25 protein-coding genes are annotated in these 23,479 nt (G+C 48.3%); 14 read left to right on the top strand and 11 right to left on the bottom strand.

Going from position 1 to position 23,479, the window contains the following annotated elements; genetic code table 11:
* Nucleotides 1-59: 59 nt before the first annotated feature.
* Nucleotides 60-1,193 (bottom strand): DUF445 domain-containing protein, encoded by a 1,134-nt coding sequence (locus tag L3V45_RS04895; protein ID WP_003155272.1) that lies wholly within the window; start codon nt 1,191-1,193, stop codon nt 60-62.
* A 237-nt stretch (nt 1,194-1,430) separates the two neighbouring features.
* Between L3V45_RS04895 and L3V45_RS04890 the strand changes: the two genes are divergently transcribed.
* The 6 genes from L3V45_RS04890 to L3V45_RS04865 all read left to right on the top strand — a co-directional run bounded on the left by L3V45_RS04890 (nt 1,431) and on the right by L3V45_RS04865 (nt 5,475).
* Nucleotides 1,431-2,522 carry a YheC/YheD family endospore coat-associated protein gene (locus L3V45_RS04890; protein WP_014304716.1) on the top strand — a complete coding sequence of 364 codons (1,092 nt, stop codon included), beginning with the start codon at nt 1,431-1,433 and terminating at the stop codon, nt 2,520-2,522.
* Entirely contained in the window at nt 2,512-3,870 is a 1,359-nt protein-coding gene (locus tag L3V45_RS04885; RefSeq protein WP_003155277.1) for a YheC/YheD family endospore coat-associated protein, read from the top strand. Before L3V45_RS04890 ends, L3V45_RS04885 begins: the two co-directional genes overlap by 11 nt.
* An 82-nt stretch (nt 3,871-3,952) precedes the next feature.
* Nucleotides 3,953-4,168, top strand: a complete 216-nt coding sequence (locus L3V45_RS04880; protein WP_088005359.1) for a YheE family protein — start codon at nt 3,953-3,955, stop codon at nt 4,166-4,168.
* A gap of 224 nt (nt 4,169-4,392) precedes the next feature.
* Entirely contained in the window at nt 4,393-4,599 is a 207-nt protein-coding gene (locus L3V45_RS04875; RefSeq protein ID WP_003155280.1) for an alpha/beta-type small acid-soluble spore protein, read from the top strand.
* Between the two features lie 101 nt (nt 4,600-4,700).
* Complete coding sequence (locus L3V45_RS04870; RefSeq protein ID WP_003155283.1) at nt 4,701-4,826, top strand: hypothetical protein; 126 nt, start codon at nt 4,701-4,703, stop codon at nt 4,824-4,826.
* 28 nt (nt 4,827-4,854) lie between these two features.
* Nucleotides 4,855-5,475, top strand: coding sequence for an NAD(P)-dependent oxidoreductase (locus L3V45_RS04865; RefSeq protein ID WP_003155285.1), 621 nt, complete (start codon nt 4,855-4,857; stop codon nt 5,473-5,475).
* 38 nt (nt 5,476-5,513) lie between these two features.
* Here the strand turns inward: L3V45_RS04865 and L3V45_RS04860 are convergent, their stop codons facing one another.
* Nucleotides 5,514-7,535, bottom strand: coding sequence for a multidrug resistance ABC transporter ATP-binding protein/permease BmrD (locus L3V45_RS04860; RefSeq protein WP_236837276.1), 2,022 nt, complete (start codon nt 7,533-7,535; stop codon nt 5,514-5,516).
* Nucleotides 7,532-9,289, bottom strand: a complete 1,758-nt coding sequence (locus L3V45_RS04855) for a multidrug ABC transporter ATP-binding protein BmrC (RefSeq protein ID WP_003155288.1) — start codon at nt 9,287-9,289, stop codon at nt 7,532-7,534. The genes L3V45_RS04860 and L3V45_RS04855 overlap by 4 nt, the downstream gene beginning before the upstream one ends.
* A gap of 420 nt (nt 9,290-9,709) precedes the next feature.
* Between L3V45_RS04855 and L3V45_RS04850 the strand changes: the two genes are divergently transcribed.
* Nucleotides 9,710-10,210, top strand: coding sequence for a universal stress protein (locus tag L3V45_RS04850; protein ID WP_025852134.1), 501 nt, complete (start codon nt 9,710-9,712; stop codon nt 10,208-10,210).
* A 38-nt stretch (nt 10,211-10,248) separates the two neighbouring features.
* Here the strand turns inward: L3V45_RS04850 and L3V45_RS04845 are convergent, their stop codons facing one another.
* Nucleotides 10,249-10,800 carry a hypothetical protein gene (locus L3V45_RS04845; protein ID WP_003155290.1) on the bottom strand — a complete coding sequence of 184 codons (552 nt, stop codon included), beginning with the start codon at nt 10,798-10,800 and terminating at the stop codon, nt 10,249-10,251.
* Nucleotides 10,801-10,908: 108 nt separating this feature from the next.
* Between L3V45_RS04845 and L3V45_RS04840 the strand changes: the two genes are divergently transcribed.
* Nucleotides 10,909-11,493, top strand: coding sequence for a TetR/AcrR family transcriptional regulator (locus L3V45_RS04840; protein ID WP_015388489.1), 585 nt, complete (start codon nt 10,909-10,911; stop codon nt 11,491-11,493).
* Between the two features lie 42 nt (nt 11,494-11,535).
* Here the strand turns inward: L3V45_RS04840 and dat are convergent, their stop codons facing one another.
* On the bottom strand, nt 11,536-12,387 hold the full coding sequence (dat, locus tag L3V45_RS04835) for a D-amino-acid transaminase (RefSeq protein WP_015388490.1): 852 nt from the start codon (nt 12,385-12,387) through the stop codon (nt 11,536-11,538).
* A gap of 256 nt (nt 12,388-12,643) precedes the next feature.
* On the opposite strand from dat, the gene L3V45_RS04830 reads away from it, so the two are divergent.
* Nucleotides 12,644-13,492: a polysaccharide deacetylase family protein gene (locus tag L3V45_RS04830; RefSeq protein ID WP_014304711.1), complete on the top strand. Its 849-nt coding sequence runs from the start codon at nt 12,644-12,646 to the stop codon at nt 13,490-13,492.
* Between the two features lie 33 nt (nt 13,493-13,525).
* Here the strand turns inward: L3V45_RS04830 and L3V45_RS04825 are convergent, their stop codons facing one another.
* The 3 genes from L3V45_RS04825 to L3V45_RS04815 all read right to left on the bottom strand — a co-directional run bounded on the left by L3V45_RS04825 (nt 13,526) and on the right by L3V45_RS04815 (nt 15,704).
* Complete coding sequence (locus L3V45_RS04825; protein WP_178091922.1) at nt 13,526-14,296, bottom strand: NAD-dependent protein deacylase; 771 nt, start codon at nt 14,294-14,296, stop codon at nt 13,526-13,528.
* Nucleotides 14,297-14,320: 24 nt separating this feature from the next.
* Nucleotides 14,321-15,436 (bottom strand): mechanosensitive ion channel family protein, encoded by a 1,116-nt coding sequence (locus tag L3V45_RS04820; protein ID WP_003155296.1) that lies wholly within the window; start codon nt 15,434-15,436, stop codon nt 14,321-14,323.
* Nucleotides 15,437-15,599: 163 nt separating this feature from the next.
* Nucleotides 15,600-15,704 (bottom strand): YhdX family protein, encoded by a 105-nt coding sequence (locus L3V45_RS04815; RefSeq protein WP_003155299.1) that lies wholly within the window; start codon nt 15,702-15,704, stop codon nt 15,600-15,602.
* 169 nt (nt 15,705-15,873) lie between these two features.
* Here L3V45_RS04815 and L3V45_RS04810 point away from each other — a divergent pair, with 169 nt between their 5' ends.
* The 3 genes from L3V45_RS04810 to crcB are packed head-to-tail and all read left to right on the top strand — an operon-like array spanning nt 15,874 to nt 17,343.
* Entirely contained in the window at nt 15,874-16,590 is a 717-nt protein-coding gene (locus L3V45_RS04810) for a glycerophosphodiester phosphodiesterase (protein ID WP_003155300.1), read from the top strand.
* Between the two features lies 1 nt (nt 16,591).
* On the top strand, nt 16,592-16,987 hold the full coding sequence (locus L3V45_RS04805) for a fluoride efflux transporter FluC (RefSeq protein ID WP_236837275.1): 396 nt from the start codon (nt 16,592-16,594) through the stop codon (nt 16,985-16,987).
* Nucleotides 16,984-17,343 carry a fluoride efflux transporter CrcB gene (gene crcB / locus L3V45_RS04800; RefSeq protein WP_046341233.1) on the top strand — a complete coding sequence of 120 codons (360 nt, stop codon included), beginning with the start codon at nt 16,984-16,986 and terminating at the stop codon, nt 17,341-17,343. The genes L3V45_RS04805 and crcB overlap by 4 nt, the downstream gene beginning before the upstream one ends.
* Before the next feature lie 13 nt (nt 17,344-17,356).
* On the opposite strand, the gene L3V45_RS04795 is transcribed toward crcB, so the two are convergent.
* The 3 genes from L3V45_RS04795 to L3V45_RS04785 all read right to left on the bottom strand — a co-directional run bounded on the left by L3V45_RS04795 (nt 17,357) and on the right by L3V45_RS04785 (nt 21,436).
* Complete coding sequence (locus L3V45_RS04795) at nt 17,357-18,745, bottom strand: hemolysin family protein (protein ID WP_003155303.1); 1,389 nt, start codon at nt 18,743-18,745, stop codon at nt 17,357-17,359.
* A 229-nt stretch (nt 18,746-18,974) separates the two neighbouring features.
* A complete protein-coding gene (locus L3V45_RS04790; protein WP_165625585.1) occupies nt 18,975-20,219 on the bottom strand; it encodes a beta-ketoacyl synthase N-terminal-like domain-containing protein in 1,245 nt (414 codons plus the stop codon).
* Nucleotides 20,220-20,251: 32 nt separating this feature from the next.
* The gene (locus L3V45_RS04785; protein WP_003155305.1) at nt 20,252-21,436 is read right to left on the bottom strand and encodes a pyridoxal phosphate-dependent aminotransferase; all 1,185 of its coding nucleotides are present in this window, start codon (nt 21,434-21,436) and stop codon (nt 20,252-20,254) included.
* A 179-nt stretch (nt 21,437-21,615) separates the two neighbouring features.
* Here L3V45_RS04785 and L3V45_RS04780 point away from each other — a divergent pair, with 179 nt between their 5' ends.
* Both L3V45_RS04780 and L3V45_RS04775 read left to right on the top strand, forming a co-directional pair.
* Entirely contained in the window at nt 21,616-22,041 is a 426-nt protein-coding gene (locus tag L3V45_RS04780) for a Cu(I)-responsive transcriptional regulator (RefSeq protein WP_014304704.1), read from the top strand.
* 61 nt (nt 22,042-22,102) lie between these two features.
* Complete coding sequence (locus tag L3V45_RS04775) at nt 22,103-23,437, top strand: hemolysin family protein (protein ID WP_003155308.1); 1,335 nt, start codon at nt 22,103-22,105, stop codon at nt 23,435-23,437.
* Nucleotides 23,438-23,479 lie beyond the last annotated feature (42 nt).

The raw sequence follows: 23,479 nt of genomic DNA, 5'->3' as shown, positions 1-23,479 counted from the left end.
ACATACCACTCCACTATAACAGACTGCGGAGCGACTTTCATCATCGGCGTATGTTTTCCTTAGAAAAGAATGACAAACAAAGCCTGAATTGCTCCGATTATCCCGCCGAGCAGACCGCCTAAATACGTTATCATCTTAAATTCTCTCTTGGAAATCGACAGCACCATTTCTTCCAGCCGTTCAACGGGAAACTGATCAACCTGCTCTTTGACCACTTCCTCAAGACGCAGCCGTTTCAGCACATCCTCCAAATGAGCGGCAATACTGCCGAGTGCCGCATCAAGCAGCTTCGGCGCGTACGTCCCCGTAATCTCCCCTTCATAACGGGAGATGATGTCACCGAGCCGGCATTCGAAAAAGGGCGCGGTTTGAAGTGCGGCCAAAGCCCGCTTTTTCATGCTGAACAGCAGATCTTTCGCATTCCACTTTTCATCGGCCTCATAAAGTGTATAAGATTTGAGCTTGCCCCATTCTTGAGAAAGCAGATCAGCCAGAAGCTTTTTCGTTTCCTCATTGCGCAAAAACTTTAACAGCTCAGGCAGCACACGGTCTGCCAAGCTTGAATTGCCGAGGAACATCTGCACCATGCCGCCGAGCATCCCCCGGGAATTCAAAAAGTCGTCAATCATATTTCCGAGTCTGTCTTTCCCTTCTTCGCTCTCAAAATAATCAATGCTACGCTTCAGGATATAATCTGCGGCCAGCGGGATTTTTTCATCCAGCTTTTCCTGCAGCTCATCAGGAAGCCAGTCTTTGATGGCGCGGTGCTCATATTTCCGGTACAGGTCCGAAAGCTTTTCATCGGTAAAACGGTCAATCCAGGCATCCGTCTTTTCCTGCGGATTCCGAATGCCCGCGGCGGCCAAAGCTTCGTGCACCGTCATCTCGGAAGCGGCCATTTTTTGCGTGAATTGTTCGGCGAAAAGAAGCGCCTGGTTTTTAACGTTATCTGATAAAAGCCGCTTTTTTATTCCTTCCGGGGTTAAAAGGTGGTTCGTCACCATGAGCCCCATTTGTTTTGCCAATTCATCCCGTCTTTTCGGGATCAGCCCCGGCGTAAACGGAACCCGTTTTCCGAACAGGTAATACGGCCGGTACGGACGAAATAACATCTGAATGGCAAGATGATTCGTCACCGCGCCGATCGCGGCCCCGATCACAATCATAAATAGAAACGTTCCTGCTATGCCCATTCCTTTTCTTCTGCCTCCATCTTATGTTCAATTTTCTTGATGATATATCTATTCGTATTATAGAGGCTGGCGGGCATGCGGGCAAATGAAGAACCTGAATTGTTGTTTGTGAGGAATAAGGCAAGATGCTGTTTCGTACTCTTTACAGTAGATCATCTTTTATGATGCGCTTAGCATATTTATTGGATGGAAGGGCCGTTCCATCAGCGGCTTTTTGAATAAAGGGGGAGTAGTAATATGACAACACTCGGTTTTATGTCTGTATCCCGCCGGCACGAAGAAGATTACGCCGGGGAATTGGCTGAAAGAGCGCCTCAATATAATGTGCGCTTAGCCCGCTTTACACCGTTTGATATATTTCCGGATTCTTTGCGCGTGAAAGCGCTCGTCTATCACCCGCAAAGCGGAAAGTGGAACGAAACGGAAATCGATATTCCCGAATATATTTACGACCGCTGTTTTTACGGAAAATCCGCTGAAGCGCAAAAAGCCAAACCGATCGTCGAATGGCTGAAAAAATATCCGAAAACGGAATTTATCGGGCGGGGGCTTCCTGATAAATGGACGGTTACAGATGCGCTCCAAAAGCATCATCTGATCAGTCCCTATATTCCTGAAACGGCCGAAGTCAGCCGCTATGAACAGGTGCAATTATACTTAGCCAAGGAAAAAGCATGTATACTTAAGCCCGCTTTCGGCGCGGGAGGCAGAGGCATCATCCTGCTTGAAACAGGCAAAAAATCAATTACCGCCACTTACTATATCGGAAAAAACAAACAAACAAAATCATTTTCCAATCACGTGTCTTTTAAGTCTTGGTGCAAAAAAGTGCTGCAGCACCGCTATTTGCTTCAATCCTACTTAAATATCCAGGATAAAGAACGGCATCCGTGCGACATCCGCATTTTCATGCGCAAAACGGAGTCAGGCGTTTGGGAAACGGTCGGAAAAGCGGTCAGAAGGGGTTATCAGAACGGTCTTTTATCTCATTTGCCCGGAGGATCAGAACCGATTAAGTTTGACACATGGTTTGAGGAAATTCCGAGAAAGCAGCAGGCCGTTTTATTGGATGATGTCTTTTCGATCACCCAATCCGTTCCTTATTTCCTTGATGAACGGTTCGGACCGCTGTTTGAGCTGGGGCTCGATATTTGTTATGCCAAAGACGGACGCATCTGGCTTTTGGATGTCAATTCAAAGCCGGGACGGAAAGCTATTTTAAGCGTGGCTCCGGAGGCAAAAGAGGATTTGTATACGGGTCCGCTGAGACGCTTCCGCGAACTTCAGTCACAGGACAGCAGGAAGGGAGTATTACCGCGTGAATCATAAAGGGATGATTGTCGGCATCGATAAAAAAAGCAAAAATACGCTGTTTCTCCCCTCCTCCATGAAACGGGAAGGGCTTTTATCCGCTGCCTTCGGGACCAAGGTTGTCAAATGCCGTGTAGCCTTTTCTCAATCACTTGAAAAAAGCGCGCTCCTTTCTGAAGATTTGTTTGAGGAGCTGTTGATACCGTATAAAAGCCGGGCTGACTTTCTCATACACGGCCAGACGGTGCACATCGGACCGCTGATCGGCGTTTTCACAGCCGGTTTCACATCATCGCCGTCCCGCCCGTTAAGAGACCGTACAGCCTTCTTTTCCAAGATGCTCTCACTTCATGAACAGGCGAACGGATATTGTTTCGTTTTCGGAGCTCATCAGATCAACTGGGAAGAAGGCACCGTCCAAGCGCTGATTTATAAAGAAAACAGCTGGAAACGGACGTCCGTCCCGCTTCCGAATGTCGTATATGACAGGCTCCCGAGCCGAAAAACGGAAGGAGTTCCGCTTTTACAGCAGACAAAACAGAGGCTGATGAATGACTATCAGATTCCGTGGTTTAATCCGCAATTCTTTAATAAATGGGACATTCATAAGCTTCTGGAAAAAAACAGCCTCACCGCTTCACTCCTGCCAAAATCTGTCCTGCACCCGAATGCAGAGGCGTTAGAGACGTTATGCAACACATTTGACACCGTCTATATCAAACCTGCAGACGGCGCACTCGGAACGGGGATTTACAGGGTGGAAAAAACAGATGCCGGCTTATCTGTCAAACACACGAATGAGGAAAAAACGGTGGTGACGGCAGAGTATTCAGATGCGGCATCCTTCATGAAATCATTTAAAGAAAACAATGACCCGTCCGCATTTTTAATTCAGCAAGGCATTGACCTGATCCGGCTGGATGGACGCCCCGTCGATTTCAGGGTGCACACGAATAAAAACGCCGAGGGGAAATGGACAGTGACGGCCATTGCAGCAAAAATTTCCGGTGAAAACAGCATCACGACGCATCTGGCAACCGGCGGAGAAGTCAGGACGTTAGCTGAATTATACGGCGATCCGCGAGAGAGAGTCGGCATGATGCGGAAACTTTCAAAAGCCGCCTTGGCGGTCAGCCGCGTGTTAAATGAGCACATTGAAGGTTTTATCGGCGAAATCGGTTTTGACCTCGGCGTCGATCATTCAGGGAAAGTTTGGATGTTTGAAGCCAATTCCCGCCCCGGGCGCAGCATTTTTTCCCATCCGAAGCTGAGATCGGTCGATTACCTGACAAAACGGAGAAATTTTGAATACGCGTCCTATTTATCAGAACGGTCCATCACCGCCCCGGAAAAACTTTGGCGGTGAGGCTGTCTTTTTTTGGTTTTACCCGGGACAGGCACAGAATGATGAGCTACAATGAACAAGATCAACATTTCCTACAAGAAGCGTGAACGTCATGATTTCGCACTTCAGCTGGAAACCGTTATTCAAAAAAGAGAAACTGCCCGGATGGCGGATTTCATTTTACTGGCAGGGTACGCATTACGAAGGGGTTTACCATAAGTCCGGTGACATTGAATGGGGACACACACATCCGGGAAAAGAAGAGCCGGCTCTCGTAAAAGAGCTGCACGAATTAATGCTTTATCACATATATGACTGAAAGCTAAAAGCTCAGCCGCATCAGGCTGGGCTTTTCTTTTTCCTTCCGCTATTTACCACCCGGTTTTCCGAATGAGATGCCGTTTGATTCACCATAATACGTAGTACAAAGCGGCAAACAGCATTGGGTGAAGCCGAGCTGGCAATGGTTTTCATTCCGAAAATCATCGGCTGGTGCAATTCCAGCAAACCCAACCATACTACTTAATAAAGGAGATCATACAAATGGCAAACAACAACTCTTCAAACCAACTATTAGTACCCGGCGCTGCTCAAGCAATCGACCAAATGAAATACGAAATTGCTTCTGAGTTCGGCGTAAACCTTGGCGGAGAAACAACTTCTCGTGCAAACGGTTCTGTCGGAGGAGAAATCACGAAACGTTTAGTATCTTTCGCACAGCAGAACATGGGCGGCCAAGGCGTACAATAACTCAATAAATGGCTTACAGAAGGCGCGGGATACCGCGTCTTCTTTTATGCCGTCACCCTTTTTTCCTATTCCACATACCCTAGGAAAAAAGGAGGGAAAACATGTCATTCATTGCCTCAGTCAATTGGGAGCTGTTTCAGTTCGTAAGTGTTTCTTTGGTCAATGAATATGTTGCCCACCATTTCCCGTTTATTCACAGGCATTCTTTTCCCCGCTGCTTTGAATGATATAATGAGCGGCGAGGAGGTTTTTTACATGAACATCGCTTTACTCGGAGCAACGGGAAGAGTCGGACAGGCTTTTATAAAAGAAGCGCAGAAACATGGACACATGGAAATATTCGCTCTTGTCAGATCAGCCGGAACAGTCCTTCCCATTCCTGAAAAACAGATCATAACAGGGAATGCGAGGCGGCGGGAAGATGTCAGCCGATTGATTTCCAAAGCGGACACAGTCGTGAGCTGTCTCGGCACGGACGGTGACGATACCCTTTCAGCCGCTATGACCCATATAATAGACGGCATGAAACGGCATCATGTTCAGCGTCTGATTACGATCGGCACCGCGGGTATCCTTCAATCACGGCTTATGCCTGATCAATACCGTTTTGAATCGGCAGAATCAAAACGAAAATCAACAAGAGCCGCAAAGGAACACGCCCGCGTATACGAGATGCTGCTGGCAGAGGATCTTGACTGGACGATCATCTGCCCTACCTACCTTCCTGACGGAGACGCTGCCGGAGTTTACCGGTTCGAACAGGATCGCCTTCCTGAAGACGGCGCCGAAATCACAGTCGGAGACACGGCGCATTTTCTGTACCGCGAGTTGATCAGCCCGCAGTTTGTCAGAAAACGGGTAGGACTGGCTTACTGAATGAAAAAAGGGCGAATCTTTTGATTCACCCTTTCCGATTACACCGCGGATTTCGCCGTTCCTTTCTGTAATTCATACATTTGATGGTACTGCCCCTTTTGCGCCATTAATTCGTCATGGCTTCCCTTTTCAATGATGCGGCCCTTTTCCAGCACGAGAATCTGGTCTGCGTGTCTGATCGTGGAAAGCCGATGGGCGATAATAAATGTCGTGCGCCCTTCTTGAACCACTTGCAGCGCTTTTTGAATGACTGCTTCTGTTTCGGTATCAATGTGCGCCGTCGCCTCATCCAAAATTAAAATGGCCGGATCAAACACAAGCGCTCTTGCAAAAGAAATCAGCTGACGCTGGCCTGAGGACAGTGTGCCGCCTTTTTCGGTGACGGGCTCTCTGATGCCCTTCGGCAAAGATTGCAGAAGGCTTGCGGCGCCGACTTGGCGAAGCGCTTCTTCCGCCTGCTCCAGAGAAATACGCTGATCATCGAGTGTCACATTGGAGCCGATCGTGCCCGAGAAAAGATACGGGTCTTGCAGCACAATGCCCATATGCGACCTCAGCTCCTGCCTTGACATGCTGTATATGCTTTTACCGTCCAGCAGGATATCCCCTTTTTGGGCATCATAAAAACGGAACAGAAGATTCAGGATGGAGCTTTTGCCGGACCCCGTATGGCCGACGAGGGCGACCGTCTCCCCTTTTTCAGCTGTAAAGCTGATGTGTTTCAGCACCTCTTCTCCCTTTCGATATCCAAAAGAAACATCGCGGAATTCCACTGTCCCTTCCGCCTTTCTGTCTGCGGGAGCGCCTTCTTCTTCCGTTTCCTCCTCCTGTAAAAGCTCGAATACTCTGGCGGCAGAGACACGGGCCAATTCAAGCTTCGAAAATTGGTTGACAATCCCCGTAACCGGCTGGAACAAACGGTTTAAATAATCAACAAATGCATATAAAACACCGATCGAAACAATTCCGGCCGCACTCAGACTCGCGCCTCCGAAATACCAGATCAGCCCGACAAACGCCAGATTGCGCAACACATTGACAAGACTGTGGGACATGAGGGAATTTAAGGACAGCATTTTGTTTTTGTAGCGGAAATGAGCTTCATTCAATTCTTCAAATTCCTTCATCGTTTCCTTCTCGCGGCGGAACGCCTGAATAATCGGCATTCCTTGAATGGACTCATTCATTTTCGCATTGATGTCACTGTTAATGGAACGGATTTTTTGATTGAAGACGGATGCGTATTTGCGGTACACAACCGACCAGATCATTAAAATCGGAATAATCAGAAGGCAAACGGCGGCCAGCCTGACGTCAAGCATAAACAGCGCCGTAAAAATGCCGAGCATATAAACGCCGCTTGTGATAAATGTCGACAGCACCGTTACATATAAATCCCTCACCGCTTCTGTGTCATTCGTAATACGGGCCACGACTTTTCCGGCAGGCAGATTATCAAAGTAGCGGATCGGCATTTTCTGAATGTGTGAAAATACATCCTGCCTCATGCGCTGTATGATCCGGTTCGCTCCCATCTGCAGCAGATAATGCTGACCGTAATGAAAACATACGGAAAACATGAGCAATCCCGCATAAATGGCGGTCAACGTCAGCAATCCTTTAATTTCCGGACGGTAAAATCCAAAAATCTCCTGTCTCGATAACGTAATGGCGGGATATGACCTGCTTTCTTTACCGTTTGATATTGTCAGCCGGCCGTCAGACACCGAACGGTTTCCGTCAAAACTGACGGGACGGTCAACAAAATAGTAGCCCGCACCGACTTGATAAATGTGCGCCTCTCCGGTTTTATCCGCCCCCGGTTTGAGCCGGTCCTCCCTGACATAATCATGCCCCCGGAACCTGACGGCGCCCGGATCGTCCGCAGAGGCTTTAACCCATGTTTTTTCAATGCCGAGAATGTGGTCATCAATCATTTTTTTTCCGATAAACGGGCCGGTCAGCTCAGTGCCGACCGCAATAATGAGCAGGACGACCGCCCATATCAGCAGCTTCTTATATTGAAGCGCGTAATTCCATAATCTTCTCCCGGTCTTCATGCGCCCGTCCCCCCTTCTTCAAGAGAGGACAGCTGCTGCCTCTCATATTGTTTTCGATACCAGCCGTTCTGCGCCAATAGCTCCCGGTGCGTGCCTCTTTCAGACACCCGGCCTTCGTCCATGACGAGAATGAGATCTGCGTGTTCAACTGCCGAGAGCCGGTGGGTGGTGATAATCGTTGTTTTATGCCGCCGTTTTTTACGGATGCTGTCAATGATTGCGGCTTCCGTTTTCGCGTCTACGGCAGAAAGCGAATCATCTAATATGAGAATATCAGGATCGGTCAAAAGCGCTCTCGCAATTGAGATGCGCTGCTTTTGTCCGCCCGAGAGCGCTACGCCCTTCTCGCCGACAAGCGTCTCAAGCCCGTCGGAAAGCATGCCGATATCGTTTTCAAAATGCGCATCTTTCAGCGCGCCGCCGATTTCCTCTTCGTTTGCATCCTGCCGTCCGTAAAGCAGATTCTCCTTTACAGTCTTAGAAAATAAAATATGATCCTGCGGCACATAGCCGATCCACCCGCGGAGCTCCTCAAGCGGGATCTCCTGAATCGGAACGCCTGTAAACGTGACCTCTCCCGCACCGGGCGGATATTCACGCAGCAGCTGCTTAATGATCGTCGTCTTTCCGCTTCCCGTCTTCCCGACGATGCCGAGTGTCTGCCCTTTTTCTACGGAAAAAGATACATCGGAAACCGCCGGTCCCGCTCCGCTCGGATACGTGAAAGTCACTTGTTCAAAAACAAGACGCCCGGGCTCCTTGATGCCGGCGGGGCGCTTGGGCCCGATCACGTCCGGCTCATAGGAAAGCGTCTCATTGACACGATCCAAGGAGGCATTGCCGCGCTGCATGATATTGATTAATTCTCCGATCGCAAACATCGGCCAGATCATCATTCCGAGGTACACGTTAAACGATACCAGCTCTCCCAGCGTCAGCCGGTTTTGAAAAACGAGATAAGCGCCGTAGCCGAGACCTATGAGATAGCTGAGGCCGACGAGAAGTTTCACAGTCGGTTCAAAAAGTGAATCGATAAACGCCACTTTCATATTTTTCTCATATACATCCGCCGTCATATCACCGAACCGGCTGACATCATTTTTTTCCTGCACAAATGCCCGGATGACCCGGACGCCGGATACCGACTCCAGCACCTTGTCATTTAATGATCCGAAAGCATCCTGCGCTTCCGTAAACCGCTCATGGATCTTTTTTCCGTACAGGCTGACCGCAGCCGCCATTATCGGCAGCGGAATAATCGCGGCAAATGTCAGCTTCCAGCTGATGAGAAGCCCCATTGTCAAAAATATCGTCAGCATATACATCGTCGAATCAACGAGCGTTAAGACCCCGAAGCCCGTCGTCATACTGACGGCCTGCAGGTCATTTGTCCCCCGCGCCATTAAATCGCCCGTTCTGTATTTCTCGTAAAACGGCGGTGACATTTGAAGAAGCCTTCCCATCAGCTTTGACCGGAGAATTTTCTCCATGACATTCGCCCCGCCGAAAAGCTGATACATCCAAAAATAAGACAGTAAATAGACGGCTGCCGTTAATGCGAGAAAAACACATATGTAAAACAGCATCCCGCTTTTCGTAAACACGCCCGCCTTCATATCGTCTATCGCATTACCGAGAAGTTTAGGCGGAAACATCTCAATGACATTCACAATCAATAACAGAACAATCGCTGTCGTATAGCGCAGCCAATAGGCTTTAAAAAACCACGCGAGCTTTTTTAATACAGTAAACAAATACCGTCATCCCCTTTCATCAATCAGCCGCCCTCAAGCTTTTCCGGATTGTTTTTCATTGTTTTCGCTAATGCCGCCACATGCATCACACCTGTCTTTCTTTCATTTTTTTGTATAAAAAAAGACATGAAGCCTCAGCTCCATGCCTCTTATTATTATAAATAAGGTACAGACCCGCCGTTTATGCGCGACTGCCCCGTTTTTAAGCAAATGTTCAGAAAACGGAAGCTGTATGGAAGTCACGCCGGTATTCAGCTGAAGATGAGTTGACAAGCTTTAGTTTTGACATGATCCATACCTCCTTTTTCCTATATTGTTCCTTCATCATATAAATAAATCCTTTTTTTGTCAATGCGGGTTTTACATTTCTGCCGCACGGGTATTGTAAAACAAACCTTTTTTACTGAAAGGATGAGGCTGATGTTTCACGCAGACCGGTTGATAGCAGCTTTTGACGGAAGTGATGATAGTAAAAAAGCGCTTCAAAAAGCCATAGACCTTTCAAAGACGTTCCACGCGGATTTAACGGTCGTACATTCCCACAATGCAAAAGATACCCAGACGATTGTTGATCCCCCGAGGCCGGGAGCCGGGGCAACGTATATCGGCGGCGGGATTGCAAGCGTTCCTGACCCGCTCCAGGCGGAAAGAATCTCCCCTGATCCGATGATTTATGAAGACCGTACGGAAAAAATCGTTGCGGAAGCGAGAATGCTGATGAACGACAGCCAGATTGACGGGGATATCGACATTTTAGAAGGTGATCCCGCTGATGCCATTATCGAGCATGCCGACCGTATATCGGCGGATTTGATCGTCATGGGGAGCCGGGACCAGAACAGGCTGAAAAAACTTTTATTCGGAAGCGTCAGTGAAAAACTGTCATCGAAATCCGATATTCCCGTGCTGATCGTAAAATAATTCTTTCTGTAAAGCAGCTTAATCAAAAGCTGCTTTTTTTACAGCTCCCGGCTGTTTCTTCTTTTTTTCGGCATTACAAAAAAACTCGCCATGATCAAAAAATCGATGCACAATACGACAGACCAGCCCTTTAACAGTCCGCTGAGCGCTTCGGTGCGGGAAGCGTCCTGAATGAGAAATACCGTTCCGGCTAAAAGAACGCCGCCGATGACAAATGCTAATACATGTCTTCCCCATCCTTTTGCATAATGTTTGGCATAATCCAGTCCGTACCGCTTGACCGGTTTTGCCCCTTCCTTTACCACATAATAGCGGAACCGCTCATCCGCCCACTGAATCATGCTTTTTCCGAAGGCGACAGACACTCCGATATAAACGGCCGCCACTGCATGCGCCATAGTCGCCGCCGCCCCTCTGTATAAATCAGCTGCGGCCGCCAGAAACAGTACGGCATCCAATATAGGAATGAGAGCGAAAAAAAACATTCCGAGCTTTTGCCGCCTGAATATATAGCGCGCAGCCAATCCGAAGATGACAGCCGCCCAAAAAGCAGCCTCACAAATGACAATCAACCAAGCAATCGCGTTCAATCCGGTTCCCCCTTATCGTTTTCTAAAATGCATTGTATCACTGCTTTTTATTTAATACAACTGTATTACAAAATTGCAAGAAAAAATATTTCCTGTTACACTGGAACCATGCCTAAAATAATCGATCATGAAAAAAGAAGAAAACAAATAGCCGAAGCCACTTGGCGGACGATTTTGGAGCGGGGAATGGAAGGAGCGACAGTGAGAAACATCGCCCAAGAAGCGGGTCTTTCTTTAGGCGCGCTGAGGCACTATTTCACCACCCAGGATGAGCTTTTAGGGTATGCGATGACACTCGTAAAAGAAAAAGCGGCCGCCAGAATTAACGAAGTTGCCATGAAAGATCTGCCGCCGAAAGAAAAAGCGGTGCGTCTGATGCTTGAAATTATCCCGACAGATGAAGAAACGATGGCTGAAATGGAGGTGTGGTTCGCTTTCACAGCTTATGCCAGACATAAGGGAGAAGAGTTTCAACCCCAGCAGGACGGGATCTTGGCATATATCCGCGGCCTGATTGACTGGCTGGATGAAAATAAGCTTCTGAAACCGAATCTTGATAAAGAAACCGAAGCGGAGAAAATGTACGCTATCGCCGACGGATTGGCGCTGCATGCCATGCTTGAACCTGATCGTCTTTCAAAAGAGAAGATCTCCCGTGTACTCGTTCAGCATATCGAATCTCTTTTTATCTGACTGGAGCAAAAAGGCCGGATGTGTTCCGGCCTTTTTTTCAGCTTATGACTGAACGCCGAGCTCCTGCTGAATGTGCGACTGAAAAGCCTCCTGAATCGTTTTGGCTACAGGTCCCGGCGATCCGCTTCCGACCGGTTTTCCGTCAAGGGTTACGATCGGGATTAATTCAGACGTGGTTGACGAGATGAAAATTTCATCCGCATCTCTGAGTTCCTCTTCGGTAAGAGCCTTCTCCCGCACCTCAATCCCGTTTTCTTTCATCAGCTCTAATAGTTTCATCCGCGTAATGCCGTTTAAAATCAGCTCATTTGCAGGATGCGTCCGGACGGTGCCGTTTATGACGGCGTATACATTGGATGAGGTTCCTTCCGTGACCGCCCCGTCCCTTATCAGCACGGCTTCATAAGCGCCTGCTTCATAGGCTTTTTGTTTTATCATCACATTATACAGTAAATTCAGACTCTTAATGTCACACCTCAGCCAGCGTTTGTCTTCCGCCGTGATGGCCTGCGCTCCGGCTTTTTGTTCATTTTCCGGTTTTTTCACTGAAAAGGTGTATGCCGTCGTCTGCGGCTCCAATCCTTCGTCATACTGGTGCTTCCGCGGCGCCTTCCCTCTCGTCGTCTGTATATAGACCCCGCCGTCAATGAGTTTGTTTTCCTGTACGAGCTTTTGCAGATCCCATTCTATGTCCTCTGCGGAGAACGGCAGGGTGATGCCGATTTCTGCGGCGCTTCTGAAAAGACGGACGATATGCTCACGCAGACCGAATAAGGCGCCGTTATACACTCTGATGACCTCATACACACCGTCACCGAATTGATATCCGCGGTCCTCAATATCAACTGCCGCTTCTTCACGATCAATCAACTGGCCGTTTACTAATGTCTTCATGTAAACCCTCCTAATCGTTATCTGCCGTGATGTGCATTCTCAGCTGTTATTGTCAACTATTCTATCATACTGAACGAGCCGGCTGCGGAGTTTATTTTTTTCTTAAAATCTTATTATTCGACATCTTTTCTATGTCTTTTCCAGTTTTGTTCCTGTATACTTGATTCGACATACATATGCTGTTAACTTATGGCACTTCGCAAGCCTCCGCTGTTATCGGCATTATGCAGAAACTTATGCTACTGGAGAGATTGTTATGCGCAACACAAAAGAAGGTGCTTCCCCTTCTCTGTTTTCATTGGCTTTTAAACTTACGAGTTTAGCAGTTTTGTGCGGACTGCTTCTGGTAATCGTCATAATGGGATATTCCGCTTCCGCCGCAAAAAACAAACAGGTCACCGTGACCGCAAACGGGCAGCTTCGGGATGAAGCAGAAAGCCTGCGGCTGAAAAATGATTCTCCCGACGTCTTAATGAAACATTTGCAGAAAGAGCGTGACCCAGGGAAAAAAACGGTATATTTAACCTTCGACGACGGGCCGTCTCCATATACTGAACAGCTGTTGAATGTATTGAAGGCAAATGGCGCAAAGGCCACTTTTTTTATGCTTGAACCGCGGATGAAAGCCTATAAGCATTCCGTGCAAAGAGCGAAGCAGGAAGGGATCGCGCTGGGCCTGCACGGCGTGACGCACGATAATCACCTGTTTTATCAAACACCGACATCACCGCTGAACGAAATGCAGCAGGGACGCGATACGCTCGAGACAATCACTGGAGTAAAAACGGATCTTGTCCGCACGCCTTACGGCAGTAAACCGTCATTGACGGATGCCCAGATTAAGAATCTCGAAAAAGACGGATTCGTGTACTGGGACTGGACGATAGACAGTGAAGACTGGAAGTACAAAAACGCGCGGTACGTGCCGGAAGTATTGAATCAGCTCGCATATTTGGAAAGCGTTCATACGAGCAGGCCGCATGTCATTTTAATGCACGATCTGCCTGCGACGGTGCACGCTTTACCGAGCCTGATCCAAAAACTGAAAGCCCAGGGCTACTCCTTTGATGTTCTGACGGATCAAATGATTCCCGTCCATGAATAAGAAAAGCCGGATCTGTATAGGATCCGGCTTTTTTTATGTCGCGGCGCTGATCCGTTTTGCAAATTCACCGATCTTCTCATGGATGACAAGATCAAATAAATGATCGCAATATGTCGGCTCAAGGTTAATGATCACTTGCTTCAAACCGGGAATCCGGCCCGCATCCTCAGGGACAAACCTTGCCGGCGCCACTTCAAGCGAAGTGCCGATCACAAGAAGAAGATCAGCTTTATCAAGCTTTTCATAAAGGGTTTCAAAATGCTGAACGAGATCGCCGAACAGCACGACATCCGTCTTTAATACGGTGCCGCATACCGCATGATCACCGATTTCGGCCGTACATTCCGGCACTTCGTCCTTCAGCAGATGAGAAAGCCCGTAGCGCGCTCCGCAGCGGGGGCATGCGGCGGTCTGAATTGAACCGTGAAGCTCATAGACACTGCTGCTTCCCGCTTTCTTATGCAGTCCGTCAATGTTCTGCGTGAAAATGTCTACCTGCTTTCCCCGCTTTTCAAGATCCGCCAAATACGTATGGCCGGCATTCGGCTCATAGCTTCCGCTCATTTTCATCTGAAAGAGCTGTTTGAATTTAGGCCAGAATTCACGCGGACGGCGTTCAAAGTATTCCCTGCTCATCGCTTCCATTCTGGAGGTGTCTTCGGTCCATATACCGCCCGCCGAACGAAAATCGGGAATGCCGGATTCCGTGCTCATTCCCGCTCCCGTCAGCACCAGGATACGTTCAGCCTGATTGATCAATGTTATAAACGCTTCCACTCTTCCACCGCCTTTTCTTTTTATCATATCATGAAAAAAGAACGGCGCCTGTTATGCCCGTTCTTTTTCTCCGGAATGATCCTTCACATGAACCGGATCATCGTGGCTCTTCTGTTTTACGAATACATTCTGGCCCGGATAGGCGAACTCCACGCCTTCCTCAGCAAAAATATCAATAATCCGGCGGTTGATATCCTGCCGCACGTCCAGGCTTTCCGCCCAGACGATGGTCTTTGTGTAAAAGTTGAAAAACAGATTGTAATAGCTGTCCGCAAACACGTCAAAGTTAACCATAATCGTATCATCATGCACGCCTTCATGTTCACGAAGCATTTCCCTGAGCCTTGTGATGCACCGCTCTAAACGATCAATCGGCGTCGCATAAGAAACACGAACTGAAAACGTGACCTGGCGCTTCGTCATCCTCGTCCAGTTTGTGATGGCTTCCATGGACAGCGTTGAATTGGGTACGGTAACAAGCGCCCCCTGCGCCGTGCGGAACCTTGTGCTTCGGAATGTGATATCTTCAACGCCCCCCGTCACAGATGACGTCTCGACCCAGTCGCCGATCGTAAACGGCTTTTCCGTAATGATGATAATGCCGCCGAAAAAATTGCTGATCGTATCTTTAGCCGCAAGCGCGAAGGCCAAGCCGCCAAGTCCGAGTCCGGCCACGAACCCGTTTACATCATAATTGAATTCCTGCGCGATCACACTGACGCTGAGCGCGAGAATGACAAAGCGCAGCACCTTGGATAAAAACGGCGCCAAAATGTCATCCATATCAAGCTCAAAGCGCTGATTGACTTTATGAAATAAAAACGAAGACGCCGATGTCAGATTGCAAAGCCCCCAGGCGATCAGCGCTATGATCAAAGAGCGGTACATTTTTTTGACAATGTCCATCTGCCCGTCTAAAAACGGCGAATACTCAATCGCCAAAAACAGACCCAGCGCCACGAAAAACCATCTGGCCGGCTTGTCAAACGCTACGGCAATCTGTTTGAATATGTCGGTTTTCGGCTTGTTCGCCAATTTGTAAATGAGCTGAAAAAAGTATTTGACAAACAGTTTTCTCAAAACGAGAAAAGCCGCTAAAATTCCGATGCTGATACTGATCTGCAAAATATGGTCAAGAGTAAAAAAGCTCTGAAATTGTGTCATCATGGCATATGCTCCTTTGTCTTGTCGAAAATCTATTATACTAAAACATTCGGACATCAGCTTGTTTTAATGTCTTTAGGCAGCCTGAAAAACCCCGGCCTCAGAGCACAGCCGGGGTTTTTCACACATTCGTTCATCTTTCAGCCAGATACAACAGGGTCAGGCACTATTTCTTCTTTGATTGTGTCTGTTTCAGGAGAGTCGCTTTTTGGATTTCAGCATCGGTTTCGGCCTTAATTCTTTCTTCCACTTTCAATCTCCCTTTTCCCATGATCTCGCCTCCTTTTTGCCATTATAAATCATCACTGCGGATTGTAAACCGAAAAAAGCACTATCTTTATTCCAAAAAAATACTGTTTTGCACATTCACCAGTTTGAATCGCTGTGCATATACGAATCTGATATAATAACAGAAATGCCCATGAGGGGAGCTGACAAGCTTGTATACCATCGCTCATCGCGGCGCATCCGGTTACGCGCCCGAAAATACATTTGCGGCATTTGATATCGCTGCCGAAATGAACGCTGATTTCATTGAGCTTGACGTCCAGCTCACAAAAGACGGCCAGATTGTCGTCATCCATGATGACAAAGTCGACCGGACGACGGACGGCTCCGGTTTTGTAAAAGATTTTACGCTGAAGAAGCTGCAGTCTCTGGACGCCGGCAGCTGGTATGGGGCTGAGTTTAAAGGGGAGCGGATTCCCCTGCTCGAAGAGGTTCTGAAGCGTTATCATTCTGAAATCGGATTTTTAATTGAACTGAAAGGGCACGTTTCTCAAGTCGGTCTTGAAAAAGCAGTCGGCCAGCTGTTAAGCAGGTTTACCTTTTCCATTCACCCTATCGTTCAATCATTCAGTCTCAAGTCGATTCAGACCTTTCACGACATGTATCCGTCCGTTCCGACTGCAATTATCGCAAGACCCAGCTTCGGGATGTTTTCCAAAAGCCAGCTGGCCGCTTACAAATCAGCCGCAAATTATGTCAATATTAAATATACCCGCCTGAATCGGTTCTTGATTTCCACCGCTCACAAACACGGCCTGAAAGTATTTGCCTGGACGGTCAGAAATCACAAGACGGCCGAAAAGCTGCAAATGATGGCAGTTGACGGCATTGTAACTGATTTTCCGGATATTATTTCTAAGGATGGCTGATATGAAACAATACATCGCAATTTTTATCGGAGGCGCGCTTGGCGCATTGCTCCGCTTTGAAATGAGCGCGCACATTCACAGCGGAACTTTCCCGGGTGCCACTTTCCTCGAAAACGCGGCGGGAAGCCTTTTACTCGGTCTTATTACGGGTTATTTCATCATTCGGGCTAAACGCCCTCTTTTGAACGCCTTTTTAGGAACCGGTTTTTGCGGAGGTTTCACGACGATGTCAACCTTCGCAAAAGAAACCATTTTTCTGCTGCAATCGTCTCCCGCAGCGGCTTTTTGTTATGCTGCCGCGACTTTATTCACTGGTCTTGCTCTTGCATACGCCGGCATTTTTTTGGGACGGCGGATTGCCCTTCACGCAGCCGGATGGGGGCATGATACGCCATGACGATTGTCCTGATGCTTATCGCGGCGGGTATCGGAGCGGTATTACGGTCTCTGCTGGGTAAGACAATTTCAGAAAGAACAAAAGGTTTTCCGATTCCGCTTGGAATGGCTGCGGTCAACCTGCTCGGCTCCTTCGGCCTCGGCATATTCACCGGCTTGGGTCTGGATAATCCTTCTGCCGGCGTCATCATCGCGACGGGCTTTTTCGGTGCGTTTACGACCTTTTCCACCTTCAGTATTGAAGCCGTGCAGCTGATGATGAACAACCGCATAAAGGAAAGCCTGCTCTACATCGCTGTTTCAGCAGCCGGAAGCCTTTTGGCGTTCTGGTGCGGCTTTGTTATGATATCCATTTAAAAAAACCTTGAGCTTATTTTTCGCTCAAGGTTGCGTTATGAAGCATGACCGTTTCCGGCACGGGCAGCGGGCGGTTTATTGTCCCCTGACCGCCCGGGCGGCCCTGTTCTTCTTTGAGTTCAAGCTGTTTAATAAACCGGCCGTCCATTTCTAATATGAGGGCAGTGTATCCCCCGATTTGTATCGACTCACCCGCACAAATGTCAATATTCCGTTTCAGCACAAGACCGCCGATCGTGTCGACTTCCTCTTCAATCTCTGCGCCGAGAAGATGATTCACCTGATCGATCCGAACCTTTCCGTCCAGCACATAATGGCGTTCGGACAGCTTTTGAATCTGCGGCTGTTCGTCCTCATCAAATTCGTCTCTGATATCGCCGACGATTTCTTCAAGTATGTCTTCGGTCGTCACAAGACCGGACGTTCCGCCGTATTCATCAGACAATATCGCCAAATGAATCCGTTCTCTCTGCATTTTTATCAGCAGGTCGTGTATCGGGATCGTCTCGATGACTTCAATCACCGGGCGGACGTAAGACATGATGGATACTTCCGCTTTTTCATCTTCTGTCATAAACAGCAGATCTGAAAAGAGATGCTTCGTATTGATCATGCCGATGACACTGTCTTTGTCCCCGTCCGTTACGGGCCAGCGCGTATATTTGTCTTTCAGCATCATATCAAGCATTTCCGGCACGTCCATATCAGTGGAAACAGCCGCGATTTCTTTTCTCGGGATCATGATTTCCTTGGCGATCCGATTATCAAAATCAAAAATTTTATTCACAAATGTATATTCAGACGGATTGATTTCACCGTTTTTTAAACTTTCTGACAGCAGGATCCGCAGCTCTTCTTCAGAGTGGGAGCCTTCATGCTCAGATGCCGGCTTTAATCCGGCCAAACCGGTCAGAATTCTCGCGGAGCCGTTCAGCACCCAAATAAACGGGAACATGAACACGTAAAATAACCGAAGCGGTCCGGCAATCCATAACGTCAGCTTTTCCGCTTTTTGAATCGCAACCGTTTTAGGCGCAAGCTCACCGACGACGACATGTAAAAACGTAATCAGCCCGTACGCCGCAGCAAAAGCAATCACATGCTCGGCTGAATCCGGCAGCCCCATACCCTGAAACACAGGATGAAGCATCCGCTCAAATGCAGGCTCTCCCAGTACGCCGAGCCCGATGGATGTGAGTGTAATGCCAAGCTGCGAGGCGGATAAATACTCATCAAGATCCGTAATGATACGCTTTGCGAGCACCGCCCGTCTGTTTCCTTCTGAGATGAGCTGATCGATTCTGGATCTCCTCACTCTGACGATCGCAAATTCACTCGCCACGAAAAATGCCGTTAACGCAATGAGCACACCGATTAAAATCAAACTGTCAATATCGTCCATTTCACCTTATCCCGAATTGAAGGATAAGGACGTCACCTCCTGATTTCATCGTTTTTTCTTAAGCGAGAGGAACGAAATGGGTGATTGACTACACAGAGGGCCCCATCCTGCCACCTCCTAAGTCAAAGCATGATTGTCATTTGTATAGTTTATTGTATCACAACTCCATTCTTTCATCATTTTCAGATTTTTCATCATATAAAAACAGCCTTCAAAAAGAAGGCTGCCGTTATCTGCTTCGGAAATGATTTTCTAAACAAAGCGCCGTATTAATCCCCCCGAATCCCATGCTTAAGCTTAACGCATGGTGTACGGTATGGACGCTCGGCCCGTCGGTCACCCACTGAAATGAATCGTCAATCGGCTCCGTTAAGTTTCGGATCGGATGAAGCTTGTTTTCCCGCATTTGCAAGAGAACAGCAATGATTTCCACCGTTCCGGCCGCACTCAGACCGTGTCCGGTAATCGATTTTGTCGCATTAATCCGCGCGTGCGACAGGCCGCTTTCAGAAAGCGCCCGGCATTCAGTCTTATCTCCGATCGGCGAACCGGTGCCGTGCGGGTTGATGTAATCGATCTCTTTCGCTGAAAGACCGGCCCGCTCCATCGCCTGGCGGATCACCGTCATTTCGCCCTCTGCTGAAGGATTCGGGTTGCGGTTCGCATCGGAAGCCATCCCCCAGCCCTTTAAGCCGGCCCACGATCGTGCGCCCCTCTCTTCGGCAGATTCAGCGCGTTCCAGCACAATCGCCCCGCACGCCTCTCCGAATATAAACCCGTCCGTATGCCGGTCAAACGGGCGGCAGGCGGCTTCAGGCCGTTCAGCGTATGTATCAGTGCCCATCGCTCCCAAAGAACGGAGAGCGTGACACTCCATGTACGACAGATCGGCCAGCGCCCCGATCACGATGCACCGGTCAAACAGGCCTCCTATGATTCCTTGAGCAGCCTGGATAACCGCCGCCTGGCCGCTTGCCGACGCGCCGCCGACCGTAAAGGCCGGCCCTTTTATCCCGAATTGCTCCGTGCAAAGCCCCGACAAATCACTATCCATAAAAGAAAGCCCGTATGTCGGATTTACAAATTGCGGCGTTTCACCGTTTTTCTCAAAGGCCTGCAGCAATTCGCGCTGCGTCATATTCGACCCGCCGATGATCAGACCGGTGCGGCTGTGATCAGCGCCGTCTAATTGAGCGTCATGCCACGCTTCATATAAAGCGATAAGCGCCGTCTTTCCTGATAATGCGGCCCTTCGGTACAAGCGCTTCGACAGCGCGTCCGGCGGCGTTAATTCGCTAAGCTCCGCGCCGATAAACGAACTGCCTTTCTGCCGGCCGGGACGTTTCATCACATCAAAGGCGTGCCGCCCCTCCATGAGCGCATCGAGAAACGCCTCCTTGCCTTGTCCGACCGCGGTTAAGACTCCGATTCCTGTAATGCTGATGTCTGATGTGCCATTATTTCTCCTCGACATTTGTCCGTTCTCCCATCTTTATGTATTGGAAGCTATGAAGAAAAATCTTGATACAGTGCTTTGAAAATATCGCGCGACTGTCTGATCTGTTCCGAAGGCACGCTGAAAGATAATCGGAAATAGCCGCTTTTTCCAAATCCGCTGCCGGGTACGATCAATAGTCTGTATTTCTGTGCGGCATGCATGCAGAACGCCACCTCGTCTTCAATCGGTGATTTCGGAAAGACGAAAAAGCCTCCTTTCGGCATTTCAAATTCGAAGCCGGCTTCTGTGAGGATGTCCACCATAAGGTCTCTCCGCTTTCTGTAAGGTTCAGCGTCAATCGAAAGATCATCCATTTTCGCCACGGCGCGCTGCATCATGACCGGAGCGTTCACAAAGCCGAGCGTCCGGTTGCAGAAAACGAACGCATCCGTCAGAAGATCGCCCTCAGGCATTTGGGCGTCCGCCGCGATATACCCGAGCCTTTCCCCCGCAATGCCGAGATCTTTACTGAACGAACTGACTAAAATCACGCGGTGATACGCCTGAAACGGATTCGCCTGCTCTTCTCCGTAGATCAGCTGGCTGTACGGTTCATCAAATAAAATAAATATGCTTTGGCCGTTCCGCTCTTCGGCTTCTTTTAATAAGGCGCCTAATTCGTTAAGGTTTTTCTGGCTGAGCACAGTCCCCGTCGGATTATGCGGCGTATTAACGATCAGTCCTTTCGTACGGGGGGTGATCGCACCTTTAACCGCTTCAATATCAATCTCAAATGAGTCAGTCAGCGGGCAGATGACGGGTCTGCCGCGGTAATTTTCAACATACGCTTTATATTCCGCAAAATAAGGCGAAAGAAGGATGACTTCTTCCTCCGGGTTTAAAATGCTCTTCAGCGCGACATTCAGCGCCCCGCCGGCTCCGACCGTCATAACTGTATGCCTGGCGGAAATTTCTGTCTGAAACCGCTCTGACAAAAAGCGGGCAACCTTTTCTCTCGCCTCCGGAAGCCCTTGGTTTTGTATGTATCCGTGCCGCCCTGTTTCAGCCGCTTCGCAAAGCGCCTTTTTAAACGTTTCAGGCGGCTCCGCAACCGGATTTCCTATTGAAAAGTCAAACACCTTATCGGCGCCGAACTCTTTTTTCAGCCGAGCGCCTTCATCAAATAGTTTGCGTATCCATGAACCTTTCTCCAGGTTCTGTGTCACTTCCCTTGATAAACCGGCCACTGTCATCTGTCCCTTCTGTCTTTTTCTGCCGTTTCTATTTACAATGATTATGAAAGATTTACATGGCGCAGTCAACGCTTTTTCAGACAGCCTGCCGCCCCGTTTCAGGAGAAAGACGGAAAACAATAAACTTGTGCAAACTCCCCTTCATATATTAAACTATTCTCATAACTATAACGTGATGGTTGGGGAGGGATTTAGATGGGGCTGAGACTTATCGCATCAGTGAATTAGCAGAGCTTGCCGGTGTAACGAAACGCACGGTGGATTACTACACAAACCTCGGGCTTTTAAAGCCTGACAGGTCTTGTTCGAACTATCGTTACTACGATACACTTGCACTTAATCGGTTAAAGTTTATAGTCGCTTGTAAAAAGCAGCGATTGGCCCTGTCTGATATAAAAGATCGACTGGAGAACCAGTTTCCCTCTTCAGCCCTGCCTGACGATGTTGGAAATCTGGCATCGGAAATTGATCACATGAATCAAAACATCTCCGGGATCTTGAATCGGTTTGAAAAGCTTGAACCAGAGGAGCGCGCCCAACTGAAAAAAAGGCTGGCTCCTGAAAAGCTTGCAGTGCTTCAATCATTTATGCTGCTGTTAAGTTAAACCATTATCTTACTAACAGGAGGTGTTACCTTCATCTTCCCAAAAGGAGTGAAGGTTCTAATTGGACATTGTGAATTTGATTTTAGTTGCGGTTTTAATCGCGCTGACGGCATTTTTCGTAGCATCTGAGTTTGCGATAATCAGAATCAGAGGCTCACGGGTTGACCAGCTTATAGCAGAAGGAAATAAAGCCGCAATCGGTGTCAAAAAAGTGACCACGCATTTAGATGAGTATTTATCGGCGTGCCAGCTCGGCATAACATTGACTTCCATCGGTCTTGGTGTCTTAGGCGAATCAACGATTGAACGCTTGCTTCACCCGCTTTTCACAAAGATAAACGTACCAAGCTCATTATCGCATATTATTTCATTTATTCTCGCCTACGCGATCATTACGTTCTTACACGTGGTCGTGGGAGAATTGGCGCCGAAAACAGTCGCCATCCAGAAAGCGGAAGCCGTTTCAATGCTGTTTTCGAAACCGCTCATTTGGTTTTACCGCATCATGTTCCCGTTTATCTGGCTTCTGAACAACTCCGCCCGTCTTTTAACGAAGACGTTCGGTCTGGAGACGGTGTCTGAAAATGAGCTTGCCCACTCTGAAGAAGAGCTGCGCATCATTTTATCGGAAAGCTATAAAAGCGGTGAAATCAACCAGTCTGAATTTAAATATGTGAACAAAATCTTTGAATTTGACGACAGACTTGCAAAAGAAATCATGATTCCGCGTACGGAAATCGTCAGTCTGCCGCATGATATCAAAATTTCTGAAATGATGGATATCATTCAGATTGAAAAATATACCCGGTACCCTGTCGAAGAGGGTGACAAAGATAATATTATCGGCGTTATTAACATTAAAGAAGTGCTGACCGCCTGCATCAGCGGCGAAGTATCAGTCGACTCGCCGATTACGGATTTTGTCAATCCGATCATCCATGTGATTGAGTCGGCACCGATTCACGATCTGCTTGTAAAAATGCAGAAGGAACGGGTTCATATGGCGATTCTGTCGGATGAATACGGCGGAACCGCGGGGCTTGTCACCGTTGAAGACATTATTGAAGAAATCGTCGGGGAAATCCGTGATGAATTTGATATCGATGAAATCAATGAAATCCGCAAACTCGGCGACGGCCATTACATGCTTGACGGCAAGGTCCTGATTGATCAAGTGAACGAACTACTCGGCATCCATTTGGAAAATGACGAGGTCGACACCATCGGCGGCTGGTTCCTTACCCAGAAATACGACGTCGAACAATACGACTCGATTATCGAAGAAGGCTGTGAATTTATCATTAATGAAATTGACGGCCACCACGTCGCGTATATCGAAGTGAAAAAACTGGCGTTTGATGAACTGCTGGAAACCGCCGAACAAAAAGAAGCATAACAAAAAAGCTTGCGCGTCTGATACAGACGGCAAGCTTTTTTT

The organism is Bacillus sp. R45 (genome assembly GCF_021729365.1).
GTDB lineage: Bacteria > Bacillota > Bacilli > Bacillales > Bacillaceae > Bacillus > Bacillus velezensis.
The sequence above is the reverse complement of the archived record's forward strand: the minus strand, read 5'-3'. Positions and strand labels throughout refer to the sequence as shown.